Here is a 19,876-nt window from a genome sequence, read left to right on the forward strand (position 1 = left end):
TTATTGACCTCGCAGGCGGATAGCCGCCGCGACAGGAGAGTTTTTTTATGAAGAACACCGCCAAGACACTGACACTGACCGCCAAGAAGGCGCCGGCCAAGAACGCCGCGGCGCAGCTGGCAGTGCCGAAAACCGCGACCTCCTACTTCCTCGAAACGGAAGCGGCGGCCAAGGTAACGGTGGTCAAGACCCGCTCGCGCCTGGCATCGCTGAAGGCACAGGCCGAGGCGCCGGAAGCTGAGATGCCGGTAGCGGACATGCCGGTAGCGGACGTGCCGGTAGCGGACATGCCTGTTGCTGAAGTTCCGGCAGCGGACGTGCCGGTCGCGGACATGCCAGTCGCGGACATGCCGGTTGCGGACATGCCGGTCGCGGACGCTCCTGTTGCCCAGGCATCCGATGTGCCCGCTGCCCTGACCGCCGTTGCGGAAGAGTACCAGGCCAGTGCCGCCCCGGCGGGCCCGGCGCCTGTCATCGTAAGGAAGCGCACCAAGCTCGCCGCCCTGAAAGCGGCCGAGGCCGCGCCGGCAAGCGAAGCGCCTGTGCCGGTCGCCGCACCCGCCGTCGCCGCCAACGACGAAGCACCCAAGGTCGTGCGTGCCCGCGCTGCCCGCCGCATGGAGCCGTCCGTCGCTGTCGTCCCGAGCGCACCCGCCGCCGTGAACGCCGTCAGCCAGACCACCGATGCCGCCGTGCTGGCCGCGATCGATACCTCGGGCTACCTGCTGCCGGGCGTGAAAGTGCCGGGCCGCCGCGGCCGCAAGCCGAGCGAATTCACGCCGGAAAACGACGAAGTCGCGGCACTGAACGCGGTCGAGCGCGCCGAGCTGAAGGCCGTGTCGAAGGCGCGCGAGCGCAAGGCCAAGGGTGCCGGCCTGCTCAGCGGCGAAGGCTTCTCGGGCGAGGAACTCGAAAAGCGCCGCACCCAGCTGAAGAACCTGATCAACATGGGCAAGGAGCGCGGCTACCTGACCCATGCGGAGATCAACGACCACCTGCCGGAAAACATCGTCGATCCGGAAGCGATCGAAGGCATCATCGCGACCTTCAACGACATGGGCATCGCCGTCTACGAGCGTGCGCCGGAAGCGGAAATGATGCTGCTGTCCGATAACGCCGTGACGCCGACCAGCGAAGACGAAGTCGAGGCCGCCGCCGCGACGGCGCTGTCGACGGTCGACTCCGACTTCGGCCGCACCACCGACCCGGTCCGCATGTACATGCGCGAAATGGGCGCGGTGTCGCTGCTGACGCGCGAAGGCGAAATCGAGATCGCCAAGCGTATCGAGGAAGGCCTGAAGGACATGGTCCAGGCGATCTCGGCCTGCCCGACGACGATTTCCGAAATCATCGCGCTGTCGCACAAGATCGCCAGCGACGAGCTGAAGATCGACGATGTCGTCGATGGTTTCGTCGACCACAACGACAACGCCCCCGCCCCGGTCGCCGCACCGGGCAAGACCGTTGCCGGCGATGACGAGGACGAGGAAGAGGAAGAAGTCGAGGAAGAAGAAGACGGCGACGCCGCGGGCGGCGCGGCTGGCTATTCGACCGAGCAGCTGGCGCAGTTGCGCCGCGGCGCGCTGGAAAAATTCGCCCTGATCGAAGAGCAGTTCGACCGCATGGGCCATGCCTTCAAGACCACCGGCTACGGCTCGGCGGCCTACGAGAAGGCACAGGAAATCATCTCCACCGAGCTGCTGGGCATCCGCTTCACCGCCAAGATCGTGGAAAAGCTGTGCGACACCCTGCGCGGCCAGATGGACGAAGTGCGTTCCATCGAGCGCGCCGTGCTCGACATCTGCGTGAACCGCTGCGGCATGCCGCGCGCCCACTTCATCAAGGTCTTCCCGGGCAACGAAACGGACCTGGCCTGGGGCGACCGCGAAGTCGACTGCGCCTATCCGTACAGCGCCGTGCTGGGCCGTAACCTGCCTGCGATCAAGGAACTGCAGCAGCGCATGATCGACCTGCAGGCACGCGTGGCGCTGCCGCTGGCCGACCTGCGCAAGATCAACAAGCAGATGGCAGCGGGCGAGAAGCGTGCCCGTACCGCAAAGCGCGAAATGACGGTCGCGAATTTGCGTCTGGTGATCTCCATTGCTAAAAAATATATCAACCGCGGCCTGCAATTCCTCGACCTGATCCAGGAAGGCAATATCGGCCTCTTGAAAGCGGTCGACAAGTTCGAATACCGCCGCGGTTATAAATTCTCGACCTACGCGACCTGGTGGATCCGCCAGGCGATCACGCGCTCGATCGCGGACATGGCCCGAACGATTCGCGTGCCGGTGCACATGATCGAGACGATCAACAAGATGAACCGCATCTCGCGCCAGATCATGCAGGAAACAGGCAGCGAGCCGGATCTCGCCACCCTGGCCCAGAAGATGGAAATGCCGGAGAACAAGGTCCGCGAGATCATGAAGATCGCGAAGGAACCGATTTCGATGGAAACCCCGATGGGCGAGGACGGCGATTCGCAGCTGGGCGACTTCATCGAGGACAACACCACGCTGGCCCCGCTCGACGCCGCGCTGCACGCGTCGATGCGCAACGTGATCAAGGAAGTGCTGGACTCGCTGACCCCGCGCGAAGCGAAGGTGCTGCGCATGCGCTACGGCGTCGAGATGTCGAACGACCACACGCTGGAAGAAGTGGGCAAGCAGTTCGACGTGACGCGCGAGCGTATCCGCCAGATCGAAGCCAAGGCCATGAGCAAGCTGCGCCAGCCTTCGCGTTCGGACAAGCTGAAAACCTTCTTGCACGACAAGTAACAGCATTGCGCCTGGTACCGAAAACGCGTCCTCCATCCGGGGACGCGTTTTTTTTTGCCTGCTTCACTCGCGGCGTAGGGGCAGGGCTAGCGGGACAGGATGCTTGTCGCAACGCAAACGCCTTCAGCACATCCGCAACGTTTCCTTATTTGTTCGCAAACGGTTCGGCCGAAAACTGTTGACCATAACCAGTAGTCGCGCAAAGATTCCATACGGCAATATAATCGCCGGAAGAATTTTTGTTCAATTAAGCCGACAGACCATGGTTGCCCAACTCCTACGCCGCGCCTCCATCCGCACCAAGCTTCTCGCCAGCATGGCCGCCTGCCTGCTGCTGCTGCTGGTCATTTCCGCCACCCTCAGCGTCACGCTGACCAGCCGCAGCCTGCGCGAGCGCGCAATCTCCCAGGACCTGCCCGCCGTGGTGGGCGAAATCCGCAACGACGTGCTGCGCCGCATCGGCCAGCCGGTCACGGCGGCGCTGGCGGTCGCCAACAACACCTATGTGCGCGACTGGGAGCGTGCCGGCCTGCCCGACGAGGGCCTGGCTGCCTGGCGCGCCTATGCGGCCCAGATGAAGGCGGCGAACAAGGCGATGGGCGTGTTCTGGGCCTCGCCGACGACGCTGAAATTCATGGACGAGAGCGGCCTGAGCTACACGATCGACAAGGCCAACCCGAAGAACGCCTGGCTCGACGCCTTCATCAACAGCGGCGCGCCCTACGAACTGAGCATCGATCCGGACATCAAGACCGGCGTCATGAAGCTGTTCATCAACGCCCGCGTGGAACTGGGCGAGGGCAAGCTGGCCGTGGCGGGCCTGAGCCTGGGTGTGAAGGATATGGCCGACGCCGTGCGCGCCTACAAGATCGGGCAGTCCGGCTACGTGTTCCTGGCCCGCGCCGACGGCAGCATCGTGCTGCACCGCGACCCGACCCTGGGCGACGGCGAGCACAACGTGAAGGACTTGCCGGGCTATTCGCCGGAACTGATTGCTGGCCTGACGAAAAAGGCGACCTTCGCCAGCGCGCGGCGCGAATCGAGCCACGGCACCCTGATCATTGCCTCGTCCTACATTCCGGAACTCGACCTGTACGTGATCGCCGAGGTGCCGGAAGCGGAAGTGCTGGGCGGCGTGCTGCGCTCGGCCACGATTGCCAACATCGTCGCGGGACTGATCGGCGGCTGTGTCGGCCTGTTCGTGATCCTGCTGGTCAGCCGCGCGATTGCGTCTCCGGTGGCGCGCGCCGCGCGGATGCTGGGCGAAATCGCCGACGGCAGGGGCGACCTGACGCGGCGCATGCGCGTCGAAACGCAAGACGAGGTCGGCGCGCTGGCGCATGCCTTCAACCGCTTCGTCTCGTCCCTGAACAGGACGATGGGCGAGGTGCGGCGCAGCAGCGACGCCATTGCCGGTGCCGCTGCGGAAATCGCGGCGGGCAACATGAACTTGTCGAGCCGTACGGAAGCGCAAGCTTCCAGCCTGGAAGAAACCGCGGCGGCCATGGAAGAACTGACCTCGACCGTGCGCCAGAATGCCGACAATGCGCGCCAGGCCAACGCCCTGGTGAGCTCGGCCAGCGAGCAGGCCCGCCGCGGCGGCGAAGTGGTGGGCGAAGTGGTGGCGACGATGGGCTCGATCACGGACAGTTCGCGCAAGATCGGCGACATCATCGGCGTCATCGACGGCATCGCCTTCCAGACGAATATCCGGCGCTGAACGCGGCCGTCGAGGCGGCCCGCGCCGGCGAGCAGGGACGCGGCTTTGCCGTCGTCGCCAGCGAGGTGCGCAACCTGGCCGGACGCTCGGCCGCCGCGGCCAAGGAAATCAAGGCCTTGATCCAGATTCGGTTGGCAAGGTCGACGCCGGCGCGCGCCTGGTCGATACGGCCGGTGCGACCATGACCGGCATCGTGCAGGCGGTGGCCCGGGTGGCCGACCTGATGAGCGAGATCGATGCGGTCCAGCACCGAACAGAGCCAGGGCATCGGCCAGGTGAACGGCTCGATCGCGACGATGGACGACGTCACCCAGCAGAACGCGGCCCTGGTGGAAGAAGCGGCGGCTGCGGCCAGCGCGCTGGAAGAGCAGACCGCGACGCTGGCGCGCGTGGTCGGCGTGTTCAAGCTGGACGAGGCCTGGCGCGATGCCGTCCCGGCCGCCGGCGTCCGCGCGCAGCCTCAGGCGCCTGTCCTGGCGGCCTGAGACCGGCGCCCGAAGCGGGGAAGCCGTGCGCGGCTCCCCAATCGCGCGAGGCCGGCAGGTCGGCAGTTGTAATATCGGGGCGGAGCCGGCGGATCGGCCGCCTGGCCAGCCGCCATGGAGCCGCGCATGCCACGTCCTTGTCCTCGTCTTCGTCCCGCCGTATCCTCCCGCCTGTCGTTCTCGTTCCCCTTGGGCCTGCTGTTGCTGGCCGCCGCCAGCGCCGCACCTGCCCAGGAGCGCGAGGGCAAGGACGAGCCGATCTCGGCCGACCGGCCGGATTTCGTCGAGTCCAGCGAAGTCGTCGGCAAGGGCAGGGTACAGCTCGAAACCAGCTTCCTGAGCGAGCGCGAGCACACGCTGTCGATGCCGACCCTGCTGCGCGTCGGCGTGGGCGAGGCCGTCGAGCTGCGCTTCGAGACGGAAGGGCGCACCCTGCGTCACAGCAGGGAGGCGGAGACGGGCGAGCGCAGCACACTGGGCGGCTATGCCGATACCGCCGTCGGCCTGCTCTGGCATGCGCTAAGTACTCGACCGAAAATAAATGGGAATTTTGGCAAACAGAACCGGATGCGGTGCAAGACGGCGAGAGCGCCGCAGTGCGAGCACTGCCCCGCAAGCGGACGCGAGCCGACGCAGCAACGCGCCGGTTCTGGAAGCCAAAAACACATTTATTTTCGGGTGAGTACTTAGACGCCAAGGGTGGCATGCCATCGGTCGGCGTGCTGGTCGGCGCCGAGCTGCCGACAGGCTCGCAGGCGCTGCGCGGCGTGGGCGTACGGCCATCGCTGCGCGTGGTCGGCGAGTGGGAGCTGCCCGGCGAGATGCAGCTGGGCGTGATGCCCGGCGTCGCCGTCCTGCACGAGCGCGATGCCGAGCGCACAAGCTACGGCCTGCTGGGTATCGCACTCGAAAAATCCTTCGACGCGCGCCTGCGCGGCTTCGCCGAGCTGGCCCTGCCGCACATCGCGCGCAGCCGGCACGGCGGCACCGAGGCCAGCGTCGGGCTGGGCGCGGCCTGGCTGCTGTCGAAGGACTGCCAGCTCGACACCATGTTTTCGCGCGGGCTGAACCATCGCACGCCTTATGCCAGCTGGACCGTGGGCTTGTCGTTCCGGCTCTGAGCCGGCTTGGCGGGCGCATGGTGGGTGCCTACCCTACGGATGCGCAATGCGATATGCCGGCATGGCGCACCCTGCAGGGATCAGCCGGTATTGCGCAATCCCGCCGCCACGCCGTTGATCGACAGATGAATCCCGCGGTGTACGCGGGGGTCCATCTCGCCAGGCTTGTGGGCCATGGCGCGGTGGCGATGGATCAGCTCGACCTGCAGGTGGTTCAACGGGTCGAGGTAGGCGAAGCGGTTCTGGATCGAGCGTGCCAGCAGCGGATTGCCGGCCAGGCGTTCGCTGTTGCCGGTGATGGCTTCGAGCTGGCGGATGGTTTCGCCATGCTCGGCGGCGATGCGCTTGAAGATGCGCTCGCGCAGTGCCACGTCGGGCACCAGGCCGGCGTAGCGCGAGGCGATCGCCAGGTCCGTCTTGGCGAGCACCATGTCCATGTTCGACAGCAGCGTCGCGAAGAAGGGCCACTCGCGCACCATTTCCTGGAGCATGGTCAGGCGTTCTTCCTGCGGACCGTCGGCCAGCCAACTGGACACGGCTGAACCGAAGCCGTACCAGCCCGGCAACAGCAGGCGGCACTGGCCCCAGGAGAAGCCCCAGGGAATCGCGCGCAAGTCCTCGATGCGGCGCGTCTTCTTGCGCGAGGCCGGGCGCGAACCGAGGTTCAGTTCCGCGATCTCGGCGATCGGCGTGGCGGCGAAGAAGTAGTCGGTGAAGCCCGGGGTCTCGTAGACCAGGTTGCGGTAGGCGGCATATGCCCGCTGCGACAGTTCGGCCATGACGGCCTCGTAGGCGGCGAGGCGCTCGGCCTTGCCGCGGTCCTGTCCATGCGGCATCAGGCTCGCTTCCAGGGTGGCGGCCACCAGCAGTTCCAGGTTGCGCCGGCCGATCTCGGGATTCGAGAACTTCGAGGCGATGATCTCGCCCTGTTCGGTCAGGCGGATCTGGCCGTTGACGGTGCCCGGCGGCTGCGCCAGGATCGCCTGGTAGCTCGGGCCGCCACCGCGGCCGACGGTGCCGCCGCGGCCGTGGAACAGGCGCAGCTTGACGCCGGCGCGTTCGAACACGTCGACCAGTTTCAGTTCGGCCTGGTACAGCTCCCAGTTCGAGGTGAGGAAACCCCCATCCTTGTTCGAATCCGAGTAGCCGAGCATGACTTCCTGCAGGCGGCCCTGGTTGTGGATGATGCGGGTGACCAGCGGCAGCGCCATCCACTCTTCCATGATGGCGCTGGCGCGCTGCAGGTCGGGAATGGTTTCGAACAGCGGGATCACCATCACGTCGGCGATGCCCGCGCCAATGCGCAGCAGGCCCGCTTCCTTCTGCAGCAGCAGCACTTCCAGCAGGTCCGACACCGCCTCGGTGTGCGAAATGATGTAGTTGCGGATCGCGCGGGTGCCGTAGCGCTGGCGGATCTCGCGCGCGGCGCGCACGATCGCCAGTTCCGACTGGGTCTCGTCGGTATAGGTTTCGAAAGGCGAATACAGCAGGCGTGGCTGGGCCAGTTCGGCCAGCAGCAGCTTGCACTTGTCCGCTTCCGAGAGAGCAGCATAATCCGCTTCGACCCGGGCCTTTTCGAACAGTTCGGCCAGCACGCGCTCGTGCACGTCCGAGGTCTGGCGCATGTCGAGCGAAGCGAGGTGGAAGCCGAAGATGCGTGCGGCGCGCATCAGGCCGGCCAGACGCGGCGTGACCAGCATGGCGCCATGGTTCAGCTGCAGCGATTCCGCCAGCACCTGCAAATCGGCGGCGAATTCGGCCGCGTCGCGGTAGGGGGCGGCATGGCCCACTTCCTTGCGCAGGATGTTCACCGCACCAAGTTCGCGCGCGCTGGCGGCCAGCCGTGCGTACATGCCGATCAGGGCACGGCGGTAGGGTTCGTCGGCGCGGTGCTCGGACTGGTCGGTCGAGCGCTCGGCCAGGGCCTGCATCGCCGGCGTGATGTCCACCATCAGCGTCGAGGTCGACAGCTCGGCGCCGAGCGCGTGCACCTCGTCGAGGTACCACTCGAGGATGGTCGTGGCATGGCGCATCGTCGCGTGGCGCATGGTGTCGGCGTTGACGTTCGGGTTGCCGTCGCGGTCGCCGCCGATCCAGCTGCCCATCTGCACGTAGGCAGCGTCGCCCAGCTGCGCCGGGCTGCCGTGGTACTGGACGCCGATCTCGTCTTCGATATCGTCGTACAGAGCCGGCAGCTCGCGCAGGAAAGTGATGCGGTAGTAGGACAGGGCGTTTTCGATTTCGTCGGCCACCGTCAGCTTGGTGTAGCGCAGCATGCGCGTCTGCCACAGGGTGGCAATGCGCGCCTGCAGCAGCTGCAGGTTGCGCACCTGCTCCTTCGGCGTCATCGGCAGGTCGCGTTCGGCCAGCAGGCGCGCGATGTCGTGCTCGGCATCCAGGATGCTCTTCCTCTGCACTTCGGTCGGGTGGGCGGTCAGCACCGGGGCGATCAGCGCGTTGCGGAAGAAGGTTTCGACCGTCTTCTGGTCGACGCCGGCGCCGCGCAGCCGGCTCAGTGCATGGCCGACGCTGCCTTCGCGCGGACGCGAACCGGCCAGCAGGTGGGCGCGGCGGCGGCGGTTGTGGTGCTGGTCCTCGGCGATGTTGGCCAGGTGCGAGAAATAGGAAAAGGCCCGCACCACCGAGATGGTCTGGTTGCGCGTGAGCTTGTGCAGCAGCGTGGTGAGCTCTTCGCCGGCTTCGGGGTCGGCGTCGCGGCGAAAGCGCACGGCCGTCTGGCGGATGGTTTCGACGACGTCGAAGACGGCATCGCCCTCCTGGTCGCGCAGCACGTCGCCGAGCAGGCGGCCGAGCAGGCGGATGTCTTCCTTCAGCGGCGCGTCCTTGTCGGTGGTTTGCACGGCAGGTGCGTCCGGGTTGTCGGCGGGATTGTCTAGTGCAACGGGTTTGTCCATATCGGCCACAGGTTCGCTATATAAAAGTCGTCGGTTGTGCATGGCGATCGGCCACGGTATGCAGGTAGGCGCATGCTAAAATTTGTGATTCTTTGCAAGAGCCGCAGCTGGCGCAGGCCGGGTTGGGCGCGGCACCAGGTCCATCATTCATTTTGAAAGCACGAACATGACGCAGCAGGGGCTGGCGCAGCAAGACCAGGCGCAACGCGCACCATCGAAGCTGGTTATCGCATCGCGCGAGAGCCGCCTCGCCATGTGGCAGGCGGAGCACGTGCGCGACCGTCTGGCTGCATTATATCCACAGTGTCAAATTAGCATCCTCGGGATGACGACGCGCGGCGACCAGATCCTCGACCGCACGCTGTCGAAAGTCGGCGGCAAGGGCCTGTTCGTCAAGGAACTGGAAGTGGCGATGGCCGAGGGGCGCGCCGATCTGGCCGTCCATTCGCTGAAAGACGTGCCGATGGAGCTGCCGGAAGGCTTCGCGCTGGCCGCCGTGCTCGAGCGTGAAGATCCGCGCGACGCTTTCGTGTCGAACGATTACGCCAGCCTGGACGACCTGCCGCCTGGCGCCGTGGTCGGCACCAGCAGCCTGCGCCGCCAGGTCCCTGATCGCCGCGCGCTACCCGCAGCTGGTGATCCAGCCGCTGCGCGGCAACCTCGACACGCGCCTGGGCAAGCTCGACCGTGGCGAGTACGCCGCCATCATCCTGGCCGCCGCCGGCCTGAAGCGCCTGGGTCTGCCGCAGCGCATCCGGGGCGTGCTCGATCCTTCGATGAGCCTGCCGGCCGCGGGGCAGGGCGCGATGGCCATCGAGGTGGCAACCGGCGCGCGCAGCGACGGCCTCGACCTGGCGGCCGTGCTCGCGCCGCTGAACCACTTCGACACCGCCCAGGCCGTGCTGGCCGAGCGCAAGGTGTCGCGCGTGTTCGGCGGCAGCTGCCAGATTCCGCTGGCCGCCCATGCGACCGTGGACGGCGAGCAGCTGCACCTGCGCGCGATGGTGGCCACGCCCGACGGCAGACGCAGTGCCTTTGCCGAGCTGGCCGGCCCGGTCGCCCAGCCCGAGCTGCTGGGGGAGCAGGTGTCGGCGCTGCTGGCGCAGCAGGATGCGCAGGCGATCCTGGACGCTTGCCGCCAGGACGCTTGAGCCCGCGCCGCATGCCCGGGAAGGTCGTCATCACCCGTCCCCGCGCCCAGGCCGATGGCCTCGCGCAGGCCGTCGCCGTGCTCGGGCGTACGCCGGTCCTGCTGCCCCTGCTCGAGATCGCGCCTTTGGCGGACACCACGCTCCTGCGCGCGGCCCCGCAGAGTTGTCCAGCTTTGCCCTGGTGGCCTTCGTGTCGCCGAACGCGATCGACGCCGCCTTTTCCCATCTGACAGACTGGCCGCGCGAAGTGGCGATCGCCGTCCTGGGCGAAGGCAGCCGAGCGACGCTGGCGCGCCGCGGCCTCGACGCGTCGAACGCGACCATCCTCGGCCCGCAGGACCCGGCGCGCAGCGATTCGGAGAACCTGCTGGCCTCGCTCGACCTGGGGCAGCTTGCGGGCAAGCGGGTGCTGATCGTGCGCGGCGAGTCGGGGCGCGAACTGATGGCGGACGGGTTTCGCGCCGCCGGCGCCGAGGTAGTGGTGGTGCCGGCCTACCGCCGTAGCGTGCCGCCGCTCACGCCCCAACTGGCCGCCACGCTGCGCGCCTTGCTGGGCGGGCCGAACGACTGGATAATCACGAGCTCGGAGGCGCTGCGCGGCCTGTTTGCGCTTCTGGACGAGCTCGACCCCGGCTGTGTCAGCCAAATGCGCGGCCAGCACCTTATCGTGCCGCATGCCGGATCGCCGAAACGGCGCGTGCCCTCGGTCTGGAGCGCGTGACGCTCACCGGCTCGGGCGACGAGCGATTGATTGCCGCGTTACAATCTCGAACATGAACGAACTGCCGAATAATTCAGATCTGCCGGAATCCGCACCGCCTGCGCAGCCCGCCATGCAGCCACCCGTCGCGCCTCCGGTGCGCGCATCCGACGCGCCGGGCTCCGACGCCTATGGCGCGCGTGTCGTGCACCGCGCACCGCCCCCGAGCCTGGCCGACCAGTTGCTGCGGCCGCTGCCGCTGGCCGTGGGGGCGCTGGCCTTCCTGCTGGCGCTCCAGACCTGGTCGAGCCACAGCCGCATCAACACGCTGCGCCAGGAAATGGCGCGCAGCCTGCAAAAAGGCAACGAGATGAATGCGGAGACGGCTGCGCTGGCGCGCGACGTCGCCGAGCAATCGAAAGCGTTGCAGGTCAAGGTGGGCGTGCTCGAGAGCCGCCAGCTCGAGAACCAGAGCCAGCAACTGGCGCTGGAACAGCTCTACCAGGATTTGTCGAAGAGCCGCGACGAATGGGCGCTGTCGGAAGTGGAGCAGGTGCTCTCGACCGCCAGCCAGCAGCTGCAACTGGCGGGCAACGTGCAGGGCGCCCTGATCGCGCTGCAGAACGCCGACCGTTCGCTGTCGCGCTCGGACAAGCCGCAGTTCATCAACGTGCGCCGCGCGATCGCCGGGGACATGGAAAAGCTCAGGGCGACGCCCGCCGTGGACCTGGCCGGGGTAGCCGTGCGCCTCGACAGCGTCATCGCCCAGGTCGATACGCTGCCGCTCCTGTCCGACGAGAAACCTTTACTGCCGGCGGCGCCGGTGCGCGCCACCCGCGCGAAGGAGGCGCCGGCGCCGGCCGTCAAGATGACGCTGGGCGAGCGCGTGCTGGCGACCTGGCGCAACTGGAGCGCCGAGATGTGGGACGATGTGCGCCAGCTGATCCGCGTCCGCAGTGTCAATACGCCGGAAGCGCTGATGCTCTCGCCCGACCAGAATTACTTCGTGCGCGAGAACCTCAAGCTGCGCCTGCTCAACGCCCGCCTGGCGCTGCTGTCGCGCGACGAGACGACTTTCGCCAGCGACCTGGCCGCCGCACAGGAGTCGCTAAGCAAGTACTTCGATACCGGTGCGCGCACGACGCAGCAGGCCCAGGCCGCGCTGCGCCAGGTCCAGGCCAACAACCTGGCGATCGAGATGCCGACGCTGGCCGACAGCTTGACGGCAGTGCGCAACTACAAGAAGCCTTAACCCGTCTTCTCCATACGAAGTCTTAACAAGAAGTTCGAATACATGCGTCTACTTCTCTGGCTGGTTGCCCTGATGCTCGCCGCGATCGGCATCGCCGTGACGGCCCGTTTCAATCCGGGCAACGTGGTGCTGTTCTACCCGCCGCACCGGATCGACATGTCGCTGAACCTGTTCGTGGTGCTGCTGGGGCTGCTGTTCCTGACGCTCTACGGCCTGGCCCGGGCGGTGGCGGCGACGCTGCGCATGCCCGAACGGGTGGCCGCCTACCGCCTGCGCAAGCGCGAGCGCGAGGGCAACAAGGGCTTGCGCGATGCACTGAAAGCCCTGTTCGAAGGCCGCTTCGGCCATGCCGAGAAAGCGGCGATGCGTGCCGCCGAGCTGCCCGAGAACGCCGGCCTGGCCGCGCTGATCGGCGCGCGGGCCGCCCATCGCATGCGCGAACCGGCCCGGCGCGATGCCTGGTTGGCCGGCATCGCCCACGACAACACCCTCAAGACCGCGCGCCTGATGACGGTCATCGAGCTGCTGGTCGACGACCACCAGCCGGAAGCGGCCCTGGCGGCGGTGGCGGAACTCAACGCCAGTGGCCAGCGCCATATCCACGCGCTGCAATGGTCGATGAAGGCGAACCAGCAGGCGCGCAACTGGCCGGAAGTGCTGCGCCTGGTGCGTATCCTCGACAAGCGCCGCGCGCTGCATCCGGCACTGTCGAGCCGCCTGCGCGAGATGGCCTACGACAGCCTGCTGTCGGAAGAGGGACGCGACCCGGAAGCGATCCGGCGCGTGTGGGCGGACGTGCCGGCGCAGGACCGCACCAAGCCGTACATCGCCGCGCGCGCGGCCGCCGCCTTCAACGCCAGCGGGCTGCAGGACGAGGCGCGCGTGATTGCCGAGGAATCGCTCCGTGCAGGCTGGGACGAACGCGTGCTGCGCGCCTACCGCGACGCAGCCGGTCCGGCCGGATCGAGCACGCTGCTGTCGCAGATCGAACACTGCGAGACCTGGCTGCGCGAGCGTCCGCTTGATGCCGAACTGGCATTGACCCTCGGCTCGCTGTGCCTGCGCCAGAAGCTGTGGGGCAAGGCCCAGCGCTACCTGGAGCAGGCGCTGTCGGACGCGCTCGACGCGACCATGGTGCGCGACGCCCACCTGAAGCTGGCGCAATTGCACGAAGCGCTCAGCCAGGAAGAGCAGGCGGCGAATCATTATCGGCAGAGCGCGCTGGCGAATCTGTTGTGATGGCGGGCTGAGGCATCAGTCCCCTCGTTTGGTCGAGATTGATCGGCACTGACGGTGTCGTAGGGTGTGCGGCTCCACCCGACCGGCTGATCGCACGCGACGTGGGGCGCCGCTCACGCGTTCAACCCATGCATGCAGGCCCGCGGCCCGGTATCCAACCTTGATCTCCACGCCTCTGCCGAGGCCTTATCCCGGAACCGCACTTCGACCCGCAACCGTGCGTTGAACGCGTGGACGGCGTTTGCGCCGCGTCAGGGCGGGCGTGCGGGTGGAGCCGTCCACCCTACGGTTTTTTTCGCGTCCCCGGCAATATTTCGCGTCCCCGGCAATATCGCTCGGCAAGCACCATTTCTCCCACTGCGACGCGATTCGATGCGCGTCTTTGCGTCGCATGCAAGCCGCTCTTCTCGCGCCTCGCGTGATTCCACCACCACCGATCCGCACGGCAAGGTGCTGCGCCGCACAAGCTTATGCCTATTCGATATAATGCTCCCCTTTATTGATTCTTCAGCAACCAAGGACCCACCCATGAGCTTGAATAACGTCCCAGCCGGCCGCGACGTGCCGAATGATTTCAACGTCATCATCGAGATCCCGATGAACGCCGATCCGATCAAGTACGAAGTCGACAAGGATACCGGTGCGATCTTCGTCGACCGCTTCATGGGTACCGCGATGCACTATCCGTGCAACTACGGCTATGTGCCGCAAACCCTGTCGGACGACGGCGACCCATGCGACGTGCTGGTCATCACCCCGTTCCCGCTGATCCCTGGCGTGGTCGTGCGTTGCCGCGCGATCGGCATGCTGAAGATGACGGACGAAGCCGGTGGCGACGCCAAGATCCTGGCCGTGCCGGTCGACAAGATCCTGCCGATCTACAGCCACTGGCAGAAGCCGGAAGACCTGCAGGACCTGCGCCTGCAGCAGATCCAGCACTTCTTCGAGCACTACAAGGACCTCGAAAAAGGCAAGTGGGTCAAGATCGAAGGCTGGGTCGGCCCGGAAGAGGCGAAGGCCGAGATCATCGGCGGCGTCGCCAAGTTCAAGGAAAAAGAACAGCAGTAACAGCGCAGCGCGGCTGCCGGCGTGCACGCGCCGAGGGGCCGCGGCCATTGCCCATGCCGGAAATGGCATGGGCAATGGCATTGCGGCTGCATACCGGCTGCATCATGAAAAGGCCCGGCACCATCAGGTGACCGGGCCTTTTTTTGTCTCACGCGCTGCACCCCGGGCCTCGGGCCGCACCTGCCTGGGCACGCATCCGGGCACGCATCCGGGCAGGTCGCTGAGCACGTCACTGAGCACGTCACTGGGCGCGCTCAGGAGCACGTCGCCGCCAGTGTTACCAGCCGATGTCCTGCAGCAGCGGGTAGGTGAGGTCGCGCGGCGGCGTCACTTCGTGCGTCAGGTCGGAGTTGATGGACGGCTCCATCAGCTGGTTCGGCTTGGCTTCCGTGGTGTAGTGCGACACCGAGGACCCGGGCGCATTGACGGTCGGCGTGTACATCAGGATGCGGCGCCGCGTATCGGTGCCGGCCAGTCGCGCGGGGTCGATGCCCAGGCTGGCGACGACGCCGGACCGGGTGCGCGAGCGCGACTGCAGGGCGCCCAGCAAGGACGCGCCTGCCGCCTGCGTGACGCGCACCGACGGGATCGTGATGCTCGGGTCGGCGCCGCTCATGCCGGTCGGGTCGCCCGGGGCGTTGTCGGCCACCACCATGCCAATCGCACCCGCAGCCTGGACATTGCGTGCCTTGTCGACGAAGGGGCAGGTACCACGCGAGACGAGGGCGATGTTGCCGCGCACGGCCAGCGCGTTGAGCGCGTCGAGCGGGGTGCAGGCCTGGCCCAGCGCGTTGGCCGCTTCGACCACCGGCATCAACTGCCCCGTGACCGGGGTGGCGCCCAGCGGCGGACCGAAGGAGGCGTCGCCGACGTCGTAGTTGCCCGCCGCCCCGCCCGCGGCACTGCCGCCGACCGTCAGGCGCGAACGTGGATCGAGCACCTGCGGTACCGCGGCGGTGACGATCGGGCCATTCCAGGACAGGCCGTTGCCGCTGATGGCCGACGCGACCCGTTCGGCGTCGGTCATGTCGACCCAGGGCCGTTCGGTGCGGTTGTCGACCAGGTAGTAGTCCCAGATGGAAGGCACGCCGAGGATTTCGGCACCGGTTTCGTCGTCGGTGAAGGTCTGGAAGCCGAGGCCGTGCGCCATTTCGTGCAGCAGCACGGTGACGAGGTCGATGGCGGCGCCGGCATTGCGGTCGAAGCCGAGGTAGAAGCCGGGTCCGGGCAGGCAGTCGGGGAACAGGCCGAGGCGCGAATTGAAGCGTGCGATGATGTGGGGCTCGCCCGGAGTGCTGACGTCGGTGCCGGCCAGCTTGCTGGCCAGGGCGCTCGGATACCAGGTGCCGGGACGCGGCGCGTTGGTGAAGTCCGACCAGATCTCGTTCGCGCCGGCCGAGCCGAGCACGGCGCTGTTCTCGGTGCAGGACAGCGGCACGAAGGAAGCGCCGATGCGGATCGGCACCTTGCTGGTCAGGGTGGCGCCCCAGATGTCGGCCGCGTGCTGGAAGGCCAGCAGGCGTTGCTGGCCGAGCGTGGTGCCGGGATTGCCGCCCACCGGCGTGACCGGGGTCGGGTCGTTGAAGCCGACACCAGGGGCGTTCTGGTTGACGATGGTGATGGTGGCCGCCTGCGCGCTGGCCACGGCGGCACAGGACAGGAGCAGCGTTGCGAGCCGGCGCAGCGGCGTGGTGAACGACTTAGCGAACATCATGGCTGTGCTCCTCGGTGTGGGCTGGCGCGCTCTGCGCTGCATGGACGGCCTTGTCGGCGGCGGCCGCGCCCTGGACGCATTGCTCGGCCAGCTTGCCATCGGGGCCGCGCGTGACGACCGAATACACGAGGCTGCGTTCGCCCAGCCGCACCTGGCGGCTGCCGCCTGGATGGGTGATGAGCGCAGGTTGTGCGGGCGCGCGCAGCGCGCTGCTGCTGCGGCTTGGGGCCAGCGCGCGGATTTCCTGCGGCGTGGCGGCGCGCATCTGGCCGGTCTGGGCGTCGCGCACGACAACCATTCCCTGCTGTGCGGCGCCGCTGCTGCCTGCCGCCGCCGGTGCCGCGGCTTCCGGGGGCGCGCCGAGGCGCCGGCCGGGACGAACAGGCCGGCGAACAGCGCGGCCGACAGCGCGGCCGACAACACGGCGCACGGCAGCGCCTTGCGATGTTTGTTATGTGACATGGTGGGGTCTCCGGAGAAGCGTCAGGTCGACTTGCGGCGCATGAAGCCCAGTGCGCCCAGGCCGAGGGCCAGCATGGCGTAGAGCGACGGTTCGGGTACGGCGGTGACTACTCGGACCGAATCAAGGCCAATGTAGTTCAGGGTATTGGCATAGCCGACATAGCGGAAGGCAAAACGGCCTTCGCCCTCGATGTTCAGGCTGCTGCTCCATTCGCTCCAGTCAGCCGGGTAGCCGCCGGTGCCGCCAATGGTGCCGAGCAGCGTGGTGAAGGCCGAGGTGCCGCCGCCGGCCCCGGAAGCGAAACGCACTTCCAGCAGGTCGGAGAAGCCGGGGATGTCTTCATGCCGGGTCCAGAAGGTCAGGTTGGTCACGCCGGTCAGCGACAGCACGGGCGTGATCAGCCAGTTGTCGACCACGCCGAGCGGGTCGCTCGTGCCGAGGAAGCTGGCGGCGGCATAGGAATTGGCGGCGCCCGACTGCGAGCCGAAGATATCGCTGTTGCCCTGCGACCAGCTGGCGCCGCCCGGGACGCTGCTGTTGACGAGGGTCCAGGTAGACAGGCCGCCGACGTTGTCGAAGCCTTCGTTGAGCGCCTCGACCGCCCCATGGGCAGCGCCGGGCGTGGCCATCGCCAGCGCGATGGCGCCGGCCGCAAGGCAGGAGGGGAGGGACGACTTGAGAGTTTTCATGGGTGAGCTTTCATGCGGAGCCAGAAGGATGGCGTTCCACTCGCGCTGGCTGTCACGAGGCCATGGTTGATTTCATCATATGAGCTGAACGATAACGAACATTGATATTCATTCAATGTGTGCGGCAACTCGGCTGTATGGCGTAAGGTCTAACCAGGACAGGCGAAACGTGGCGGCACGCGCGTGTTTCCGCACGCCGTCAGCGCTCTTGCGCAAGCGAAAACTGGTGGACTGGCGGCGGGTTCCGGAGGGGCAGCGTGGAAGCGAAGTGGCGAAGCGGAAGCGGGAGTACGAACGCGGGAAAGGGTAAGAGCATCTAACACAACCTGCAGCGCAAGACGCTGCAACGCAGCCATGCAGGTTGTGTTAGATGCTCTAAAGCGTAGAGGACAAACGAGAGGAAACAAGCAGCGAAACTGCATGCGGACGGCGGGGCGCCGTCCGCATCCAAACAAAGACGCCGCTCAGCGCCGCGCCAGGTAGCTGCGCAGGCGCAGCTTGCCGACAATGCCGATCGGGAAGAAGTAAATCGACAGCACGAACAGCACGCCCAGCCAGAGCATCCAGCGGTCCGGATGCAGGGCCGCGGCCAGGACGGGCACGCCTTCGAGCGCGCTCGAGCCATGGGCCATCAGTTCCTTCAGGTAGTTCTGCGCCAGGATGAACAGCGCCGCACCCACCACGGCGCCATACATCGTGCCCATGCCGCCGATGACCACGATCAGCAGGATGTCGGTCATCACCTCGAAGCCGAGCGAAGTCTTGGGCCCGACATAGCGCAGCCACAGGGCCATCAGGGCGCCGGCCAGCGCCGCCACCAGCGCGGCCAGGCAGTTGGCCCAGATGCGGTAGACGACGGTGCGGTAGCCCAGGGCCTCGGCGCGGAACTCGTTTTCGCGGATCGCCTGCAGCACCCGCCCGAATGGCGAATTCACCAGGCGCAGCAGGAACAGGAAGAGCAGCAGGCAGCCGAAGAAGACCAGGTAATAGGTCAGCAGCTTGCCGTCGATGGAACGTCCGAACACTTCATTTTCCAGCAGCGTGAAGCCGGGCGTGAGTACCTCGGGTACGCTGAAGGTCTTGCCGTCCTCGCCGCCGGTGAAGTCCGACAGCTGCGAGGCCAGCACCGCGAACGAGGACGCCACCGCCAGCGTGATCATGGCGTAGAAGATCGCCCGCACGCGCAGCGCGAACAGGCCCACCACGAGCGCCAGGGCGAGGGCCACCAGCAGGGCAAGCCCTAAGCCGGTGAGCGCCGCCGACCAGGTCGGCTCGTCGACGGACGCCAGGCCGAGGCCAATGCCGTAGGCGCCGATCCCGTAGAACATCGTGTGCGCGAACGAGACGATGCCGGTGTAGCCCAGCAGCAGGTCATACGAGGCCACCAGCACGATGTAGACGCAGATGGTGGCAGCCGTGTTGAGGGGGCGCGCGCCGGAAGTCAGGAAGGGCGCGGCCGCCAGGCCCAGGAAGATCAGCAGCAGGAGGAGCGACAAGGCGCGGCTGCGCGGCAGGTCGCCCGAGAGAAGTCGGTTCATAGGTCCCATGTTGTCAGCCCCGCGCTTTCGAATACAGTCCGGCCGGGCGCCACAGCAGGATCGCGATCATCAGCACGATGTTCGAGACCAGCGCGAATTTCGGTGCGAGAAAACCCGCGTAGTTGGCCACCAGGGCCATCAGGAGGGCGCCGATGAAGCAGCCGCCTACGGAACCCAGGCCGCCGATGATGATGACGATGAAGATCATGACCATGATCTCGCCGCCCATCGCGGCCGAGAGCGTTTCCTTGTACAGTCCCCACATCACGCCGCCGAGACCCGCCAGCGCGGAACCGGCCGCGAACACGGCCACGAAGAGGCGGCGGATGCGGTAGCCCAGGCTTTCCACCATCTCGCCGTTCTCGACGCCGGCACGAATCAAGAGGCCGATCTTGGTGCGGTTCAGGGTCAGGAACATGGCGGCGAACACCACCACGCCCACCACGACCGCTACCAGCCGGTACTTCTCGATGGCGGCGTCGCCAAGGAAGATGGCGCCGCGCAGGGAAGTCGGCAGCGGCAGCGGAATGGTCTCGGCCCCCCAGATCACGTTGATCAGCTGTTCGGCGACGATCATGCCGCCCATCGTGATCAGGATTTGTTTCAGGTGCTGGCCATACACCGGCATGATGATGACGCGTTCAAAAGCCCAGCCGAGCAGGCCGGTGACCAGCATCGCCACCGTGACAGCCAGCGCCAGCACGCCGAGGTTGGCCAGCAGCGAATCGACCTCGAGCCAGCCGCGCATGGGCAGCAGCACGAGGGTGGCGGCAAAGGCGCCGACGGAAACAAAAGCGCCGTGGCCGAAGTTCAGCACGTCCATCAGGCCGAACACCAGAGTCAGGCCGCTGGCCATGATGAAGATCATCATGCCCATGGCGAGCCCGGCGACGGTGAGCGTGACCCAGGTCGGGAAACTGCCAACCAGGGGCAGCATCAACAGGATCAGGGCGGGGACCAGCAGCAGCGGCGCGATGTCGCGCGGTGCGCTCGGCAAGGGCGCATCCTGCTGGGGCGTTGCGAGGGGAAGGGAAGCACTCATTG

Annotated in this window: 12 protein-coding genes and 3 pseudogenes; 9 read left to right on the forward strand and 6 right to left on the reverse strand. The window is 66.9% G+C overall.

The annotated features are described in order from the left end of the window. Nucleotides 1-362: 362 nt before the first annotated feature. From rpoD to G4G28_RS09070, 4 genes and pseudogenes are all read left to right on the forward strand, one after another. The gene (rpoD, locus tag G4G28_RS09055; RefSeq protein ID WP_374011307.1) at nucleotides 363-2,777 is read left to right on the forward strand and encodes an RNA polymerase sigma factor RpoD; all 2,415 of its coding nucleotides are present in this window, start codon (nucleotides 363-365) and stop codon (nucleotides 2,775-2,777) included. 262 nt (nucleotides 2,778-3,039) lie between these two features. Beyond that, a pseudogene (locus tag G4G28_RS09060) lies at nucleotides 3,040-4,982 on the forward strand (methyl-accepting chemotaxis protein). Nucleotides 4,983-5,108: 126 nt separating this feature from the next. Next, a complete protein-coding gene (locus G4G28_RS09065) occupies nucleotides 5,109-5,672 on the forward strand; it encodes a hypothetical protein (protein WP_183108264.1) in 564 nt (187 codons plus the stop codon). A gap of 14 nt (nucleotides 5,673-5,686) precedes the next feature. Beyond that, nucleotides 5,687-6,103, forward strand: a complete 417-nt coding sequence (locus tag G4G28_RS09070) for a transporter (protein WP_183108265.1) — start codon at nucleotides 5,687-5,689, stop codon at nucleotides 6,101-6,103. 80 nt (nucleotides 6,104-6,183) lie between these two features. On the opposite strand, the gene ppc is transcribed toward G4G28_RS09070, so the two are convergent. Beyond that, entirely contained in the window at nucleotides 6,184-9,018 is a 2,835-nt protein-coding gene (ppc, locus tag G4G28_RS09075; protein WP_183108455.1) for a phosphoenolpyruvate carboxylase, read from the reverse strand. A 166-nt stretch (nucleotides 9,019-9,184) separates the two neighbouring features. Here ppc and hemC point away from each other — a divergent pair. The 5 genes and pseudogenes from hemC to ppa all read left to right on the forward strand — a co-directional run bounded on the left by hemC (nucleotide 9,185) and on the right by ppa (nucleotide 14,428). Continuing rightward, nucleotides 9,185-10,169: pseudogene (gene hemC, locus G4G28_RS09080) on the forward strand (hydroxymethylbilane synthase). A gap of 11 nt (nucleotides 10,170-10,180) precedes the next feature. Next, a pseudogene (locus G4G28_RS09085) lies at nucleotides 10,181-10,946 on the forward strand (uroporphyrinogen-III synthase). Beyond that, the gene (locus tag G4G28_RS09090) at nucleotides 10,943-12,121 is read left to right on the forward strand and encodes a uroporphyrinogen-III C-methyltransferase (protein ID WP_183108266.1); all 1,179 of its coding nucleotides are present in this window, start codon (nucleotides 10,943-10,945) and stop codon (nucleotides 12,119-12,121) included. Before G4G28_RS09085 ends, G4G28_RS09090 begins: the two are co-directional and overlap by 4 nt. Nucleotides 12,122-12,193: 72 nt before the next feature. Then, nucleotides 12,194-13,360, forward strand: a complete 1,167-nt coding sequence (locus tag G4G28_RS09095; RefSeq protein WP_229508069.1) for a heme biosynthesis HemY N-terminal domain-containing protein — start codon at nucleotides 12,194-12,196, stop codon at nucleotides 13,358-13,360. A gap of 528 nt (nucleotides 13,361-13,888) precedes the next feature. Beyond that, complete coding sequence (ppa, locus tag G4G28_RS09100; RefSeq protein ID WP_182988016.1) at nucleotides 13,889-14,428, forward strand: inorganic diphosphatase; 540 nt, start codon at nucleotides 13,889-13,891, stop codon at nucleotides 14,426-14,428. Between the two features lie 277 nt (nucleotides 14,429-14,705). Here ppa and G4G28_RS09105 read toward each other — a convergent pair whose 3' ends face one another. From G4G28_RS09105 to G4G28_RS09125, 5 genes are all read right to left on the reverse strand, one after another. Further along, nucleotides 14,706-16,142, reverse strand: coding sequence for a PA domain-containing protein (locus tag G4G28_RS09105; protein WP_183108268.1), 1,437 nt, complete (start codon nucleotides 16,140-16,142; stop codon nucleotides 14,706-14,708). Next, a complete protein-coding gene (locus tag G4G28_RS09110) occupies nucleotides 16,129-16,572 on the reverse strand; it encodes a post-PEP-CTERM-1 domain-containing protein (protein WP_183108269.1) in 444 nt (147 codons plus the stop codon). The genes G4G28_RS09105 and G4G28_RS09110 overlap by 14 nt, the downstream gene beginning before the upstream one ends. 53 nt (nucleotides 16,573-16,625) lie before the next feature. Continuing rightward, nucleotides 16,626-17,294, reverse strand: a complete 669-nt coding sequence (locus tag G4G28_RS09115; protein WP_182988018.1) for a choice-of-anchor J family PEP-CTERM protein — start codon at nucleotides 17,292-17,294, stop codon at nucleotides 16,626-16,628. A 464-nt stretch (nucleotides 17,295-17,758) separates the two neighbouring features. Continuing rightward, complete coding sequence (locus G4G28_RS09120) at nucleotides 17,759-18,832, reverse strand: branched-chain amino acid ABC transporter permease (protein WP_182988019.1); 1,074 nt, start codon at nucleotides 18,830-18,832, stop codon at nucleotides 17,759-17,761. A gap of 13 nt (nucleotides 18,833-18,845) precedes the next feature. Next, nucleotides 18,846-19,874, reverse strand: coding sequence for a branched-chain amino acid ABC transporter permease (locus G4G28_RS09125; RefSeq protein ID WP_182988020.1), 1,029 nt, complete (start codon nucleotides 19,872-19,874; stop codon nucleotides 18,846-18,848). Between the last annotated feature and the right edge of the window lie 2 nt (nucleotides 19,875-19,876).

Origin of the sequence: Massilia sp. Dwa41.01b, assembly GCF_014171775.1 — a bacterium.
Lineage (GTDB): Bacteria > Pseudomonadota > Gammaproteobacteria > Burkholderiales > Burkholderiaceae_D > Telluria.

Excerpts from the sequence above, each read along its gene's own strand:
- rpoD (WP_374011307.1), top strand. The coding sequence starts at position 363 with ATGCCGGTCGCGGACGCTCCTGTTGCCCAGGCATCCGATGTGCCCGCT.
- G4G28_RS09065 (WP_183108264.1), top strand. The coding sequence starts at position 5,109 with ATGCCACGTCCTTGTCCTCGTCTTCGTCCCGCCGTATCCTCCCGCCTG.
- G4G28_RS09070 (WP_183108265.1), top strand. The coding sequence starts at position 5,687 with ATGCCATCGGTCGGCGTGCTGGTCGGCGCCGAGCTGCCGACAGGCTCG.
- ppc (WP_183108455.1), bottom strand. The coding sequence starts at position 9,018 with ATGGACAAACCCGTTGCACTAGACAATCCCGCCGACAACCCGGACGCA.
- G4G28_RS09090 (WP_183108266.1), top strand. The coding sequence starts at position 10,943 with ATGAACGAACTGCCGAATAATTCAGATCTGCCGGAATCCGCACCGCCT.
- G4G28_RS09095 (WP_229508069.1), top strand. The coding sequence starts at position 12,194 with ATGCTCGCCGCGATCGGCATCGCCGTGACGGCCCGTTTCAATCCGGGC.
- ppa (WP_182988016.1), top strand. The coding sequence starts at position 13,889 with ATGAGCTTGAATAACGTCCCAGCCGGCCGCGACGTGCCGAATGATTTC.
- G4G28_RS09105 (WP_183108268.1), bottom strand. The coding sequence starts at position 16,142 with ATGATGTTCGCTAAGTCGTTCACCACGCCGCTGCGCCGGCTCGCAACG.
- G4G28_RS09115 (WP_182988018.1), bottom strand. The coding sequence starts at position 17,294 with ATGAAAACTCTCAAGTCGTCCCTCCCCTCCTGCCTTGCGGCCGGCGCC.
- G4G28_RS09120 (WP_182988019.1), bottom strand. The coding sequence starts at position 18,832 with ATGAACCGACTTCTCTCGGGCGACCTGCCGCGCAGCCGCGCCTTGTCG.
- G4G28_RS09125 (WP_182988020.1), bottom strand. The coding sequence starts at position 19,874 with ATGAGTGCTTCCCTTCCCCTCGCAACGCCCCAGCAGGATGCGCCCTTG.